The following is a 14,906-nucleotide window of genomic DNA, read 5'->3' as shown; positions in this document are numbered from 1 at the left end:
GTCGTGCATTTATTCAGTAGATTCCGCTTCGCGGCACTTCGGGCCGTGTCGGGCCTCAGCCGGGAGCGGGTGCATCGACTCACGACAAATCCAATTCGCAAGATCCCCAGGAGACAACATGACCTATCGAATCACCCATCGGCGTGGTGCCGTTCTGCGCGCGCTGGTGCCGGCGCTGGCCTTGGCCGGCTTTGGCGCCGAGGTGGCCGCCTCGACCATCACCCAGAACGCATCGTGGACCGTGAACCGGTCCCTCACCTCCACCAAGTACCGTGTCGTGGCCTACGGCGACTCGATCTTCGCGGGCTTCAACACTGGCGTCACCAGCGTGGCCAAGTACCCTGGCCCCACGGTGCAGGCCGAGTACCTGTCGGCGTTGTGGAAGGCCGACATCGAAAGCATCCGCCGCACGAAGTCGGGCGCCTTGGCCAAGGACATCTACGACAACAAGATCGTGGCCGAGCGCTCGTACATGCAGAACAGCTCCACCCGCGTGGTTGCGTTCGAGATGTGCGGCAACGACGGCCTGCAGAACCGCTCCGACTTCAACTCGCAATCAGGCACCTGCAGCTACACCAAGCTCGAATCGGGTACGGAAAGCTGCCGCACGCACGTGGCCAAGGCGATGGACTACATCAACGCCAATGCCTACTCGGGCGTGAAGCTCAAGATCATCGGCAACCTGCACTACCCCGGCCTGGACGCCTACAACAAGACCAGCTCGTGCAAGGACGCATCCACCGGCAAGGGCGTCAACATCTCCGAAATGATGCTGAAGTACGCCGCCCGCGTGAACTGGATGATGGGCGACTACGCCCGCCAGAAGGGCTTCGTGTACGTGGACAACTTCGCCATGTACCACGCTGCCGACTACGACACCAACGGTGACGGCATCGTCGACTCCGAAGCCATCAAGTACGTGCCCGGTGAAAGCGAAGCCAGCTACGTGACCCGCATCACCCAGACCCTGCGCTCGACCATCAAGGACGCCAACTACAAGGGCATCAGCGCCGGCACCACCTACGACTACATCCAGTCCGACGACACCCACCCGACCTACACCGGTGGCAATGTATCGACCGGTTTCACCGGCACGGCGTCCGGCTCGGCTGCGCCGCGTTACACCTCGTTCACCGATGGCAAGAGCCCGATCTGGAACCGCTACGCGCATGAGCGTTCGGGCTGGGCGATGTCGGTCGGCAACCCCACGGCCCCCTGAGGCCTGAGACCGCGCTTGCCATGAGCGAACAACGTCACCACAGCCCTTCATCGGGCGGGCGGGGCAGCGAAGGGCGGGCCTTTGGCCCGTCGTTCGGCTACCTCGTGGTGGCGCTGCTCGTGGTGGCGGGCGCGATCGCCTACTGGGTGAGCACGCCCGATGCGCCTGCGCTCGTGGCGAGCGCCGCCCCGGCTGCGCCCCCGACCTGGGGCGAGCCGCCCCCTGAATCTGAACCCGCCGCATCGGGCCCCGACGCCTCGGCAAGCGCCGCAGCGCCCGTGCCTCGCGCGGCCCCGGCCATGATCGAAGCCGACGCCGACCCGACCACAGACCTGCGGGCCTACATCAACCCCGGCGAGAACCCGAGCATGGCCGAGGTACTCGACCGCCTGCACAAGGCCGGCGTGCGCGACGGCATCGCGGCCTTCTCGCCCCCTGGCACGAGCCCGCCGTTGGTGGGCATCGCCGTGCCAGAGGACTTCCCGCTGCCTGCGGGCTATGTGCGCCACTACCAGACGACCGACGACGGCCAGCCGATCGAGCCGATCCTGATGTACGAGCCCGGTCACCAGGTGCTTGATGCCGCCGGCCAGCCGATCGCCACGCCGAAGGATCGCGTCGTGCCGCCGGAACTCGCGCCGCCCGGCCTCGCCAACCGCCGCATAGCGATCCCCGCGCCAGTCCCGCCGGACCGCCCCGGATCGTGACGGCCTTGTCGTTCTTCAACCGGCCGGGAGCTCGCTCTTGTGCCGGCGGTCTTGCCGGCGTGCTTGCCAGCGCGATCCTGCTCGGCGTGTACGCGCGTGGCGGCGCGGCCTGGGTGCTGGGCTTTGTGGCCCTGGTGCCGTGGCTGCGCACGCTCGACGGCACACGCACATTCGGTGGTGCCTTGGTGAGCGCGTGGGCCATGTCGGTGGCCTTCGTCGCCGCGGCTTTCGCCTGGTTCGGCACCGCGATCGGCGCGTACTCGCAACTGGGTACGGCTGCAGGCCTCGCGGTCGTGTTGATCGCCGCGCCTCTTCTTCAGCCGCAGTTCCTCGTCTTTGCGCTGGTGCGCCACGTCGCGGCCCGCCAGGGTGGTGCGATGGCGGTGTCGTTCGCGGGTGCGTTGGCATGGGTGGCCACCGAATGGGCCTGGCCGAAATTCCTGGGTGACACGCTGGGCTACGGCCTCTACCCGGCTCCGCTGCTGAGACAGGCCGCCGAGCTGGGCGGCACGGCCGGGCTCACGCTGCTCTTGCTGCTGGCCAACGAAGCCGCGCGCACGGCGCTCGCTCGCCGCGCCGAGGGTGTGCGCGCGCTGGCGTGGCCGTTGGCGCTGGCGGCGCTGGTGCCGCTGCTGCTGGCGGGCTACGGCGCGCACGCGGTGACGAACCGCTTGTCACCTGCGCCCGCGGCGCAGGCGGGCGAGAAGCCGCTGCGATTGGGCCTCGTGCAATCGAACATCGTCGACTACGACCGCTTGCGCCGCGAGAAGGGCGCCGAGGCGGTGGTGCGCGAGGTGCTCGACACTCACTTCGCGATGAGCTACGACGCCGTCGAGCGCCAGAAGGCCGATGCGGTGCTGTGGTCCGAGACGGTGTACCCGCTGACCTTCGGGCACCCCAAGAACGAAGACGGTGCCGAGCTCGACCGCGAGATCCAGAGCATCGTCAATGCGGCGCAGGTGCCGTTCGTGTTCGGCACGTACGACGTGGACGACGCCGGCGAATACAACGCCGCCGCCTTCGTCGAGCCGGGCAAGGGCGTGCTCGGGTACTACCGCAAGACGCGCCTCTTCCCCTTCACCGAGTACGTGCCCGCATGGCTCGATGGCCCGCGCGTGCGCGCCTGGCTGCCCTGGACGGGCGCGTGGCAGGCGGGCACCGGCGCGCGGGTGTTCCCGCTCAACTTGAAGGATGGCCGCGAGGTGCCAGTCCTGCCCATGATCTGCCTCGACGACGTGGACACCGGCTTGGCCATAGAAGGCGCGCGGCAAGGCGCACGGGCGATCCTGACCCTGTCCAACGACTCGTGGTTCACCGCCGCTCCGCTCGGCGCCGAGATGCATCAGACCGCGGCCGCTTTCCGCAGCATCGAAACCCGCCTGCCGCAGTTTCGCGTCACGTCGAACGGCTACAGCGCCGTGATCGACGCGGCTGGCAATGTCCTCGCGGGCTCGAAGATGGGCGAGCGCACGCTCGTGATCGGCGAACTGCCGGTGGCCGAACCGCCCCGCACGCTGATGGTGATGTGGGGCGACTGGGTGGGCCGTGCGGCGGCTGCGCTCCTGGGCCTGCTGGCATTGATCGCCATCCTGCGCCGCTGGTGGCCTGCCGGCTCGACTACAGCTGCCGATGACGCGCTGGCACTGCCCGCGCAGGTCACCGTGCTGCCCCCGCCCGCGCGCTGGGTGGCGGGCGCGCTGCGTGCCTTTGCGCGCGGCAGCCTGCTCTGGATGGTGGTGGCGTTTCTAATGGCCGATGGTTCTCTGCCCACCAACACGATTGCGCAGATCCGCTTGTTCGCGGCGCTCTTCCTCGCGCCCGAAATTGCGGCCTGGCTGGTGATGCGCGCCTACGCGGCAGGTGCGTCGCTGGACGGTGGGGCGCTCGTGCTGACGCGCGGCGGGCAACGCATCGAGATCCCGCTGGGCCATATCACCGCCATCAGCACCTGGCGCCTGCCCGTACCGGCGGTGGGCGCCCGCGTTGAACTGGCCGGCGGCAAGCGCTACGACATGGCACATGCCCATCCGGTGGCGCTCGCGCGCGTGCTGGCTGCGGCGGGCGCCCCCATAGCAGCGGCGACCCACGCGCCCTCGCGAGCGAGCCTCTACGCGCAAGTGCGAACGGCCATGCGCCGGGGGCTGCTCGACAACCCGCTCGCCAAGTTCGTGTTGCTCCCGCTGGCGCTCGCCATCCCGGCGTTCAGGCTGCACCAGGTCATTACCTACGGCAGCAGCTTCGGCGAGTACGAGGTGTATGGCCTCGCGGCGTATCTCTCGGCCTTCGGGCTGTGGTTCGCCGGCTGGCTGTACGGCGTGGTGCTCACGGCAGCCGCCGTGCGGGCGGCCGTCGAGGCCGGTACCTTGGCGAGCGTGTGGCTGCGCCCTGGGCGGGCGGCCGACGTTCGCACTGCGCTGGAGCGGCTTGGGCTGGCAGTGCTTTATCTGGGCATGCCGGCCTGGATGCTGATGCGGATCTACGGCAACTGACCGCACGCCGATGCGGCCGAGCCGCTCACGCCGTCTGCAGCAGACGGATCAACATGTCGATCACATCGCGCCCGTCGGGCGAACGCATCCGGTGTTGCGTGAGCGAGCGAGCCAGTTCCGCCGTGCCGCCGATCTGCTTGTAATCGGAGCGGATCAGGATGCCCGCGATGGCGCGCTGCACCTCGAGCGAGCGGGCCTTGGAGAACAGGCGGGCGATCTCGCGCAGGCTGTCGGCATCGGCGATGCGTTGCTTGGCCAGCGTTTCGAGTGCACGGACCTGCGCCGTGGCCGTGGTCATGCGGCCAATGCCAGCGGTGATGGCGCGCACCTGCGACACATCGGTCAAGGGGCGGTGCCGCAGGTAGACCTGGGCGAATGCGACGTCGGCGTCGTTGCTGCTCGTGAGGGCGGCGAGTGTGTTCACGTGGCCTTGCGGGTCGCCCAGGCAGGCGAGGGCCGCGGAGTCGGCCACGTTGCCGCGGCGCGGTGCGCCGGTGGCGCGCAGTTGCTGGGCCAGATCGGGGCCGGGCGTCTGCGGCGTGGCGCAGATGAGGTCGACTTCGTGCGGGCCGAGGGTGTTGCGCGTCATGCGGCTGGCGATCATCTGCAGGAACTCGCCCTGCTCCTGCTCGGGCGTGAGCCAGCCGAGATTGCGTGCGAGCGCCATCATGCGGAGCTGCACTTCGGCGCGGTCGACGTCGCGCGCGAAGCCGAGGTAGCGCTCGCGCGCCGGCCGGTCGTTCTGGATCTTGGCGAGCTCGGCGGCCACGTCGGGTTGGCGGCGCTGTTCGGGGCTGAGCGCCTCGGTGTACCGCTCCAGGTGGTTGAGGAACATGCGCGTCTCGCTCAGGTCGCGCTGCAGCATCTCGTGCACGAAGGCGAGCTTGGTGGCATCGGCCGGGCGGATGTCGGCCAGGCGGCACATGTCCTGGCGGAAGCTGGCGTCGGGGTCGGTGTCCTTCATGCCCGTGGTTGTGGTCATCGACGTGGGGCCGAACAGCGTGAGCAGCGTGCTGCTGGGGCGGCCGCTGGCCATCTCGCCGGTGGGAGCCGTCAGGAAGTAGCGCTCAAGCAGCGGCCCGGCGTAGCGGCCGAGCGGTGCCTTGGACGAGAAGCCGTAGAGCAGCGGAACGTCCTTGAAGACAGTGCGCAACCGATCGCGATTGCTCTGGCCGTAGCGCACGTTCAGTGAAGTGGTGAGGCGCGCGATCTCTTCGGGTGGCAGGCCCGAGCGGATGAGCTGGCGCTGCACTTCGCCCTCGGCCACGTGGCGCGGGTCGGACTGCAACGTGTTGCACCCGAACAGATAGACCTCTTTCACTTGCGACAGCACGCCGTCGCAGGTGCCGCTGCACGAGGCCTGCTCGAGTTCGGTGACGGGCAGTCGGTCGCGGTCGCCGAGGCGGTCGGTGTAGAACTCGGTGCCGTCGTCGAAGTGGCCCGAGATCACGAGCGCGTCGCAGCGCACCTTGCTCTGGCACGCCTGCTGGAACCAGTCGCTCTGCTTGGGCTTGACCAGTTCGACGAACTGGTAATCACCGGGCGGCAGGTTGCGCTTGTAGGTGTCGCGCTCATCCGACGAGTTGATCGTGATGGTGCACACCGTTTTTGGGGCACTGATCGCCTTGAGCGGGGCGGTGGCGGCAAAGGTGGCCACCAGCACGGCTGCCGTGCGTGAGAGTCCACGAGGCAGGGTAGAGCGGTACAGCATGGCCGGCAGTGTTCCACACCTTGGCCAACCCAGGAAAGGGTGTGTAACCAAGTCTTCGTGCGCTATTGCAGGAATCGCGCACGCACCGGGCTCAGGGCGAGTCCAGGCGTGCCATCAGCGCATCCACCATCTCTCCGCGAGAGCCCTTGATGCGTTTGCGGTTTTCCATCAACGTGCGCAGCAACTCGTCGTTGTCGATCGATCGGCGGTCGGCTCGCAGCAGCACGCCCGCGACGGCGTTCTGCACCGCCGGCGACGGTGTCTGCGCGTAGAGCTGGGTCAGCGTGTCCAGCACTTCGCGGTCGGCCACGTAGTGGCGGCCCAGCACTTCGAGTGCGCGCACCTGCAAGTCACCCGCTGGCATCTGGGCGATGTGGCGGCTCAGGGTGCGCAGTTCGTCTTCGTCGGTGATCGGGCGGCGGCGCAGGTAGGCCTGGGCGGCGGCCACGTCTTCGGGCTTGCTGCTGGCCACGCCGGCGAGGGTCTGGTCGCGCGCTTCGCTGCTGCCGAGGCAGGCCCGCAAGGCGGCGTGGGGGACGTCGCCGCTGCCGGTCGGGACGCGGTGCGCGAAGGCGCCGTCGAGCTCACCGCCGTGGTTGAGTTGGCAGGCGAGGTCGATCTCGGCGATGCCGACCGTCTTGCGGTCTTGCACCTGGCCGAGCATCAGCGCGAGCTCCTGCCAGCTCTGGTCTTCGGTCAGCCAGCCGAGGTCATGCGCCACGCGCACCATGCGCACGCGCGTCGGTGCCTGCGAGGCATCGCGCTCATCGGCCAGGAAACGATCGCGGGTGGCCTGGTCGTCCTTGATGCGTTTGGCGGCCTGGGCCACGTCGCGGTTCTTGAGGGCCGTGTCGTCCACCGAATGTGCCAGCCTCTGGATGCGATCGAGATAGCGCTTGGCGTCGTCACCCGGGCGCTGCAGGAGTTCGTGCACGAAATCGACCTTGCCGGCCAGCGGGATGCGGTCGTCGACGAACTTGCACATGTCGACGCGGTCGGACGCTCGCGGGTCGTTCGCCGTGATGCCTGAAGCGCGGTTCATCGAGAAGCCCGAGAACGCGCGCACCAGGCCGGGGTCGGGTCGGCCGGTGGCCACGCGCGAGGCACCCTGGGTGCGGAAGTACTGCGACAGCGTGCTGCCGGCCACCGGCCCGAGCGGTGCGGTCGAGGCGAATCCGTACAAGACCGGCACGTTGGCGAACAGCAGTCGCATGCGCTCCAGGCTGCTCTGGCCGTGCGCAGCGTTGAGCATCTGCAGTTGCAGGTCGGTCTCGATCTGGGAGCGGCCGTCGCTCACGAACTCGTGCACCGTGTCGGCCGAAGCGCTGCTCTGCGGCTGCGGGTTGAGCGAGTTGCAGCCGAACAGGTACACCTCTTTCAGACGCGAGAACAGTGTCGGGCACGAGTTGCTGCACGAGGCGCGTTCCATCTCGCCCACGGTGAGGTACTCGCGCGCCTCGATGCGGTCGGAGAAGAACTGGTTGTCGCCGTCGAAGTGGCCCGAGATGATGAGCACGTCGCACTGGGTGGCCGCCTGGCACGAGGACTCCAGCCAGTCGGAGCGGCCTTTCTCGACCAGCTCGACGAAGCGGTACTTCGACTCCGGCAGGTAGCGCCGGAAGACCTCTTTCTCGTCCGGCGAATTGACGGTGATGGTGCACACCGTCTTGACCGCCGGGCTCTTGCTGGCGGTGAGCCTGACGGGAGTGGTCTTGGCGACGGTGGGCTTGGCGGGGGTGGCCCTGGTGACCGGTGTTGCAGCGCTGGCGATGTCGGTGGCAGCCACCGTCTTGGCCGCGCCGGCGGACACAGGTTTGGGCCCCTTGCTGGCGGTCTTGGTCGCCGACTTGGCGGTCGAGCGCGCGGCAGGCGCAGGGATGGACTTGGTCGTGGCCGACGGCGCAGGCACCGTTTGGCGCGCCGGCGGCTGCTTGGCGGCACAGGAGACCGACGCAGCCACGACGGCCAGCAACAGCAGCCGGGTGGCGCGGGTCAGGGCGGAATGTGGCAATTGCATGAAACGCGGCATGAAACACATCGTAGCCAAACACACATCTCCACATCATTGCCGCCGAGATGGCGGTGCGCCGACGTGGCGGATGGGCTACTGCAGCCTCGGGGCAATTGGCATGCCGATGTGCCGCAAGTGGTCGAGCTTGGCGGCGTAGAGCTGCTGCTTGTGGCGCGTGGTGCTGGTGCGCAGGGCCAGGTCGAGCTGCTGTCGGGCCGCTGTCATATCACCGAGCTGGGCTTGCGCCTGGGCGAGCCAGAAGTGGAACTCATGGTTGTAGGGGGCGCGGTCGACTTCCCGCTGGAACCAGCGGCGCGCGGCCACGGCGTCGCCTTGCCGCATGGCGGCGCGGCCGAGGTCGAAGTAGTGGTACGGCGGCTCCGGGTCCAGGCGCGCCAGGGTGCGCTGCAGGGCGGCGGCTTCGTCGGTGCGGCCCTGCAGCTCCATCGTGCGCAGCAGGTTGTTCAGCGTGGTGGTGCTGCCGGGGTCGCGCTGCAGCACGTGGTTGAACACCTGCTCGGCCGCTGCCGCACGCCCGTGTCGAAGGTAGACCACACCGAGGGTGTTGAGCGCCGTCACAAAGCCCGGCTCCTGCAGCACCGCGGCGCGCGCCCAGGCGTAGGCGGCATCGAGGTCGCCCGCGGCGAGTGACTCGGCCGCCCGGTTGTTCAGGTACATCGCGATCACCGTCGACTCGCTCACCACGCGCGCCCTCTGGCCGCGCAGGTCTTCGGGCGGCAGGAAGTCGATCGTCCAGGTGGTGGGCGGCAAGGATCCGGTGGCGCCGCTGCGTGACCCGAGGTCGGTCGAGCGGTGGCCTAGCGAGATGTTGACGTGGCCGCTTGCGAAGTAGATGTCGTCGTTGCGAGTCCAGATCTCGTCGGTGTAGACGCTTTGGTACGTGACCTTGAGCCCCAGCCGCTTGGCGATGGCGCCGGTCATGATGACCAGCGAGAGGCAGTTGCCCGCCCGCGCCTCGAAGGCTTCGGTGGCGTTGCGGGTGCGCTCGGAGTCGTATTCGAGCTTGAGCTGGTTCTTGCGGTACAGGGCGTCGAGCATGCCTTGCTGCAACCCTTTGGCGCGCACCTGGGCGGCCAGCTCGCCATCCACATAGCGCTTCATTTCGGGCGACAGCGCGAAGACGTCTTCGACGCGCACCGGGTCGGCCGGGGCCTTGAAGCCTTGCTCGGCGAGCAGTGCGGCCGGTACCTCGGGCCCGCGGGGCGTGTCAGCGCAGGCGGCGAGCAGCAGGCTGGTCAGGAGGGCGAGGCAGGGCTTCCACAACATGGGGCGGCGCAGCGGCCGATCGGGTGGCCGCCACGGCGCACCATGCTATGCCGATCGGCGCCGCCCCGCATGGGGGAACGCCTGATGGCAAGAGCGGGGCGATGACCTGATCGCCCTTCCGGACGCTGGCGTCAGGACGCCGAGCACACGAAGCTGGACGCGCTCTCGATGCTGCCGCTGCCGCTGTACTTCGCGAACTTGGGATAGGGGCACAGCGGCCGCGTGCGGTTCGGGAAGTACGGGTTGGTGGCGCTCGCGCCCGCCAGGATCGAGTCGGGGGCCTGGTCGCGCTCTACCCACTCGACCATCGGGGTCAGCACATCGAACTGGTCGGTCGCACGGCCGCCCGAGCAGTGGTTCTCGCCCGGCACGGGGAAGAAGCGCGCGAACGCCTGCGTGGCAGCCACGCCGCCGTTGTTGGCGGCCAGGCGCTCGTAGTAGTCGGCGGTGTCGTTCGCGGTGAAGATCGGATCGGCCAGGCCGTGCAGGAACATCAGCTTGCCACCGCGTGCCTTGTACGGGGCGAGGCTGTCGTCGGCGTAGCTGTCGTAGACCGACGAGTAGGCCGCCATGCGTTGCGGGTCGCTGTCGATGTTGAAGTTGAGCGCCACGAAGGTCGGGTCGTAGGGCGTGAAGAACTCCCAGCGCAGGGCGTCGGCCATCAGCGCGTTGTAGGCCGAATTGGGCGTGGCCGTGGTCGAACTGCCCAGCGTCCAGGCGCGCCAGCCGGGCTGGTCGACGGCAGGGTCGGCCACCTGGCCGGCGTAGAGCTTCGTGCCGGCGGTGTTGCGTGGGCCGTCGAAGATGCGCTGCAGCCCCGTGACCTGCGCGGCGCTCAGGCAGGTGGCGTCCTTGGTACCGGCGCACTGGAGTGCGGCGACGTTGAAGTTGCACGCCTTCCAGTTGCTGACCATGCCATCGGATGCGCCATCGAGCGCGTCGCACTGTTGCAGGATCTCGCGCGACACCAGGGCCATGTCGGCGGCGCTGTAGGCCTTGCTCAGGATGGGCGCACCCCCTTCGACCGGTGCGATGGCGGTGAACTGCTGGTTGTTCCACATGGCGGCGATGGTGGCGCCGCTCGAGACGCGCATCGCCGGCGCGTGCACCACCACGCCGTCGAAGTAGCTCGGGAAGCGCTGGGTGAACATCATCCCCTGGCGTCCACCGCCCGAGCAGCCGACGAAGTACGACTTGTCGGGCCCGCGGCCGTAGCGCTTGGCGATCAAGGCCTTGGCGTTGACGGCGGTCTTGTCGAAGGCGTTGTAGGCGTGGTCGACGCGCGCCTGCGGGTCGGTGCCGAAGTCGGCTGCCGAGGTGCCGGTGTGGCCGCCGTCGGTGTTGACCACCGCGTAGCCGCGGGCGAGTGCGGGGCGAAGGTCGTCGAGCGGGCCGACGTTGGTGCCGGTGGCCGCGCCAATGGTGCCGTCGTTGCCGCCGCCACCCATGAAGAGGAAGCGGCCGTTCCAGTCGTCAGGCAGGGTGAGGCGGTAGCCGATGGCGTAGTTCTTGCCGTCCACGCCCACTCGCGGGTTGGTGCTCGCCGTGACCACGCAGTGCGCGGGCAGGGCGCGCGAGGGCGTGCCCGCACTGGCCGCGCCGGCCGGGTTGTAGACCACGGTCATGGTGGTGGCTGCGAGGCCGGCGCTGGTGGCCAGGGTTTCGCATTGCTGCTGGGCCGTCGCGGCGGTGATGGGCTCGTCGTCGTCGCCACCGCAGGCGGTGAGCGCGGCGCCGATCAGCAGCAGGGAAAGGTGCTTGGCTTGCATGGGCTTGTCTCCGTTCGATCCTTGAAATCTCGTTGTGCAGGCCGACGCGCGAGGCGAGGCCCTGAGGGCCATCGTAGGAGCGGGGTCGCGCGCCGCATGTCACCCGTGAAGATGACAATGCGGCCATGACACGACGCCTCGCCATCGTCAGCGCCATGCAGCAGGAGCTGCAGGCGCTCCTGGATCACATGCCCGATGAGGCGCCCGTGCGCGTGGCCGGGCGCGAGTTCTGGGTTGGGCACTTCGAGGGCCGCGAGATCGTGGCCGTCCTGTCGCGCATCGGCAAGGTGGCTGCGGCCACCACGGCCACGGTGCTGCTCACGCGTTTCGATGTGGGCGGCATCGTCTTCACCGGCACGGCGGGCGGCCTGGGCGGCGGCGTGCGCGTGGGCGACGTGGTGGTGGCCGACGAGTTGCTGCAACACGACATGGATGCGTCGCCATTGTTCCCGCGCCATGAGGTGCCGCTCTATGGCCGCTCGCGCTTCGCGGCCGATGCGGCCATGTCCGATGCCCTGGCCCGCGCCGCCGATGCCGCCCTGCGCGCCGAAGGCTCGCGCGTGCACCGCGGGCTGATGGTCAGCGGCGATCGCTTCATCTCTGCACGGGACGAGAACGACGCGCTGCGTGAGGAGTTGCCCGATGCGCTGGCGGTCGAGATGGAAGGTGCGGCGCTGGCCCAGGTCTGCCACGATTTCGGCGTGCCCTTTGCCGTGGTGCGCACCGTCTCCGACCGGGCCGACGACACCGCGCATGTCGACTTCAACCGATTCGTGACCGAGGTGGCCAGCCGCCACACGCTGCTGATCGTTCAGCACTACCTGCGCTCTCTTGTACAAACGTGATCCAGACGTCATCACACACCGCCACATCAGGGAAGAACACATGAGCACGACGCCTCCTTCGAACGCCCCGCGCACGCCCGGTGAATCACGCCGGCGCCAGGTGATGGGCGATGTTTTCGTCGACCGCGCGCTGGCCAGCGCCACCGCGTTCACGCAGCCGCTGCAAGAGCACATCAGCAACCACGCCTGGGGCTCGACCTGGCTGCGCGACGGCCTGGAGCTCAAGCAGCGCAGCCTGTGCACCGTGGCCATGCTGGCGGCGCTCGGGCACACGCAGGAGCTCAAGGGTCACCTGCGCGGCGCCCTCAACAACGGCGCGACGCTGGTGGAGCTGCGCGAGGTGTTGCTGCACGTGGCGCCCTACGCCGGCGCACCGGCCGCGGTGGCGGCTTTCCGTGCGGCGGCGGAGTGGCTGGCGGCCGAGGGCTTGTCTTTCGACGCTCCCGGCGCGTAAGGGCGAACATGTCTTCAACCACCACACGCTTCGTTCTGCTCCCCACGCGTGGCCTTACCGCTGACGAACCCAACAATTCGAGCGCTGTCGACCAGTTCTTCACCACCATGCGAGCGCCCGGGCTGCGCCGGGCGACGAGTTCGTCCTCGAGCTCCATTGGGGGCGTGCGTTTCACGGTGCTCGATTCCATCCAGTCCAACGGCGCCAAGCTGGTGTCGATGACCGATGTCGCGCTGATGAACCTCAAGCGCGCGCAGCCCGGCGTGCGGGTCGTGCCCGAGGTCTTCTACCCGCCCGCGCGCGCACCGCGCCCGCCGGTGTTCACGGGCGCCGAGGCCTTCTCGACGCGGGCCGCGCTGGCGCAGCCGGTCATCAAGGTGGTGCTGCAAGGAAGTGGCAAGGCAGTGCGCGGTGTCGACGTGATTGCCTTCAGCGACTTCGCCGCCGGCAAAGGCGCGCAGGGCAAGACCAACGTGCGCGGCGAGGTGAGCCTGAAACTGCCGCGCTCGGTGCGCGTGATCGAGCGGCTCTATCTCTACCCTGCGCACAGCGCCTGGCCGGTGATGTTGCGCGACTGGCCGCTGTCTCGCGGCGTGGTCGAACTGCCGGCGATCGACCTGGCGTTTGTCGACTCGCGCGCCAAGGCCTACCCCAAGCGCGTGCCTGCAGACGGCGAAGGCGTGACGGTCGGCGTCATCGACACCGGCATCGGCCCGCACCAGGCGCTGAAGGTTGAAGGCGGCATGAATGCCGTCACCGGCGAAGACCCGGCGGATTGGTCCGACAGCGACATCCACGGCACGCACGTGGCCGGCATCATCGCGGGCAACGGCTGCGACTACCTCGGCATCGCGCCGGGCGTGAAGCTGCGCGCCTATCGCGTGTTCGGCAAGAACGCCGAGGGTGCGTCGAGCTTTGCCATCGCCAAGGCCATCGACCGGGCCGTGGCCGACGGCTGCGACCTGCTCAACCTGAGCCTCGGTGGCGGGCCCGACGACCCGACCACCAGCGAAGCCATCAAGGCTGCGCGCGCCAAGGGCGTGGTGTGCGTGATCGCGGCGGGCAACGAGGGCGGTCCGGTGGCGTGGCCAGCGCGGCACCCGCTCGCGCTGGCCGTGTCGGCGCTGGGCTTCAAGGGGCTTTGGCCAACTGGCGCCATGCAGGCCGAGACGGTCAAGCCGCCGCTGGGCAAGGAGCAGAGCTTCATCGCCGACTTCTCGAACACCGGCACGGAACTCGACCTGGCCGGCCCCGGTGTGGGCGTGATCTCGTGCATCCCGCGCGACCGCTTCGGCGTGATGGATGGCACCTCGATGGCCTGCCCCGGCGTCACCGGCGCGCTCGCACGGCGGCTCGCGGGGGATGCCAAGGTTCTCGCCATGCCGCGCGACGGCAGCCGCGCCGACGCGATCGTGAGGCTCGCCCTGCAGACCGCGCGCGACATGGGCTTGCCCCCGCTCGCGCAGGGCGCGGGCCTGGCCACCTGAGCGGCGCACAGGGCGGCGCCCTATCATCCGAGCACCATGGGCCGCTACGTCTTGCGCTACACCGGGAACTCGCATCCGCAGGGCGGTGACGCGGGCGTGGACACCACCGAGGTGGTGCTGCGCGCAGGTGCGCGGGTGATCGATGGCGCGCCCGACATGCTGCTCGTCGAGGCCAAGGCGAGCGTGGCGCGCACTCTGGTGCACCTGCTGCCCGAGTGGCAGATCGCCGCAGAGACGATCACCCCGCCGCCCGGCGTGCCGCGCCCTGGGGTCGAGGCGGCGTCGCGGCCCGCTGCGCGCACGCGCCGTCGGCAATGACGCTTTTTCAGGCGGTGCGCAACCGGCGCACGACACGCCAGCCCAGCAAAGCGGCGATCACCACTGCATAGACCGCCACTTCGCCGAAGTTGTTCTTCGCTGAACGCATCCAGAAGAAGTGCAGCAGGCCGAGCAGCACGACGACATACACGAGCCGGTGCAGCGCCTTCCAGCGCGCCGCGCCGAGTGCCTTGATGGCCCGGTTGAACGACGTTGCCGCGAGCGGCGCCATCAGCAGCAACGCCAGAAAGCCGACCAGTGCGAACGGGCGCTTGGGGATGTCCCGGGCGATGGTGGCGAGGTCGAAGCCCATGTCGAGCCACGCGTAAGACAGAAAGTGCATCACGCCGTAGAAGAACGCGAACAGCCCCAGCATGCGACGAAACCGCGCCAACGCGGCCTGCCCGCTCATCACGCGCAGGGGCGTGACCGCGAGCGTGATGCACAGGAAGCGCAGCGTCCAGTCGCCGGTGGATCGGATCAGCGCCTCGGCCGGGTTCGCCCCCAGGGTGTTGGCGATCGCACCTTGCATCAACCAGCCGAAGGGCAGCAGGCACAGCACGAACAACACCGGCTTGGCCGCCGGGTGCAGCAGAACGTGGCCCAAGC

Annotated in this window: 12 protein-coding genes; 7 read left to right on the top strand and 5 right to left on the bottom strand. The window is 68.9% G+C overall.

What is annotated here, in order from left to right; genetic code table 11:
* Positions 1-118: 118 nt before the first annotated feature.
* Genes AC1KAR_RS14030 through lnt form a run of 3 tightly spaced genes read left to right on the top strand, consistent with a single transcriptional unit; the run spans position 119 to position 4,415 of the window.
* Positions 119-1,219, top strand: a complete 1,101-nt coding sequence (locus AC1KAR_RS14030) for an SGNH/GDSL hydrolase family protein (RefSeq protein ID WP_480318685.1) — start codon at positions 119-121, stop codon at positions 1,217-1,219.
* A gap of 20 nt (positions 1,220-1,239) precedes the next feature.
* Entirely contained in the window at positions 1,240-1,926 is a 687-nt protein-coding gene (locus tag AC1KAR_RS14025; RefSeq protein ID WP_480318683.1) for a hypothetical protein, read from the top strand.
* The gene (gene lnt, locus AC1KAR_RS14020) at positions 1,923-4,415 is read left to right on the top strand and encodes an apolipoprotein N-acyltransferase (protein ID WP_480318681.1); all 2,493 of its coding nucleotides are present in this window, start codon (positions 1,923-1,925) and stop codon (positions 4,413-4,415) included. The genes AC1KAR_RS14025 and lnt overlap by 4 nt, the downstream gene beginning before the upstream one ends.
* 25 nt (positions 4,416-4,440) lie before the next feature.
* Here the strand turns inward: lnt and AC1KAR_RS14015 are convergent, their stop codons facing one another.
* From AC1KAR_RS14015 to AC1KAR_RS14000, 4 genes are all read right to left on the bottom strand, one after another.
* Positions 4,441-6,126 carry a hypothetical protein gene (locus tag AC1KAR_RS14015; RefSeq protein ID WP_480318679.1) on the bottom strand — a complete coding sequence of 562 codons (1,686 nt, stop codon included), beginning with the start codon at positions 6,124-6,126 and terminating at the stop codon, positions 4,441-4,443.
* A gap of 91 nt (positions 6,127-6,217) precedes the next feature.
* Positions 6,218-8,143 (bottom strand): hypothetical protein, encoded by a 1,926-nt coding sequence (locus AC1KAR_RS14010; RefSeq protein ID WP_480318677.1) that lies wholly within the window; start codon positions 8,141-8,143, stop codon positions 6,218-6,220.
* An 87-nt stretch (positions 8,144-8,230) separates the two neighbouring features.
* Positions 8,231-9,424, bottom strand: coding sequence for a tetratricopeptide repeat protein (locus AC1KAR_RS14005; RefSeq protein WP_480318675.1), 1,194 nt, complete (start codon positions 9,422-9,424; stop codon positions 8,231-8,233).
* A gap of 131 nt (positions 9,425-9,555) precedes the next feature.
* Positions 9,556-11,193 carry a tannase/feruloyl esterase family alpha/beta hydrolase gene (locus AC1KAR_RS14000; protein WP_480318673.1) on the bottom strand — a complete coding sequence of 546 codons (1,638 nt, stop codon included), beginning with the start codon at positions 11,191-11,193 and terminating at the stop codon, positions 9,556-9,558.
* Positions 11,194-11,318: 125 nt separating this feature from the next.
* On the opposite strand from AC1KAR_RS14000, the gene AC1KAR_RS13995 reads away from it, so the two are divergent.
* From AC1KAR_RS13995 to AC1KAR_RS13980, 4 genes are read left to right on the top strand one after another with little or no spacing between them, the layout of a single operon-like run.
* The gene (locus AC1KAR_RS13995; protein ID WP_480318672.1) at positions 11,319-12,038 is read left to right on the top strand and encodes a 5'-methylthioadenosine/adenosylhomocysteine nucleosidase; all 720 of its coding nucleotides are present in this window, start codon (positions 11,319-11,321) and stop codon (positions 12,036-12,038) included.
* Between the two features lie 40 nt (positions 12,039-12,078).
* The gene (locus tag AC1KAR_RS13990) at positions 12,079-12,492 is read left to right on the top strand and encodes a carboxymuconolactone decarboxylase family protein (RefSeq protein WP_480318670.1); all 414 of its coding nucleotides are present in this window, start codon (positions 12,079-12,081) and stop codon (positions 12,490-12,492) included.
* An 8-nt stretch (positions 12,493-12,500) separates the two neighbouring features.
* Positions 12,501-13,979, top strand: coding sequence for a S8 family serine peptidase (locus tag AC1KAR_RS13985; RefSeq protein ID WP_480318668.1), 1,479 nt, complete (start codon positions 12,501-12,503; stop codon positions 13,977-13,979).
* Positions 13,980-14,015: 36 nt separating this feature from the next.
* A complete protein-coding gene (locus AC1KAR_RS13980) occupies positions 14,016-14,297 on the top strand; it encodes a hypothetical protein (protein WP_480318666.1) in 282 nt (93 codons plus the stop codon).
* A 7-nt stretch (positions 14,298-14,304) separates the two neighbouring features.
* On the opposite strand, the gene AC1KAR_RS13975 is transcribed toward AC1KAR_RS13980, so the two are convergent.
* Entirely contained in the window at positions 14,305-14,904 is a 600-nt protein-coding gene (locus AC1KAR_RS13975) for a protein-methionine-sulfoxide reductase heme-binding subunit MsrQ (protein ID WP_480318663.1), read from the bottom strand.
* Between the last annotated feature and the right edge of the window lie 2 nt (positions 14,905-14,906).

It is taken from the genome of Piscinibacter sp. PDB1-1, assembly GCF_056675995.1.
Note: the sequence above shows the minus strand (reverse complement) of the source record. Positions and strands in the feature narration are given on the sequence as shown.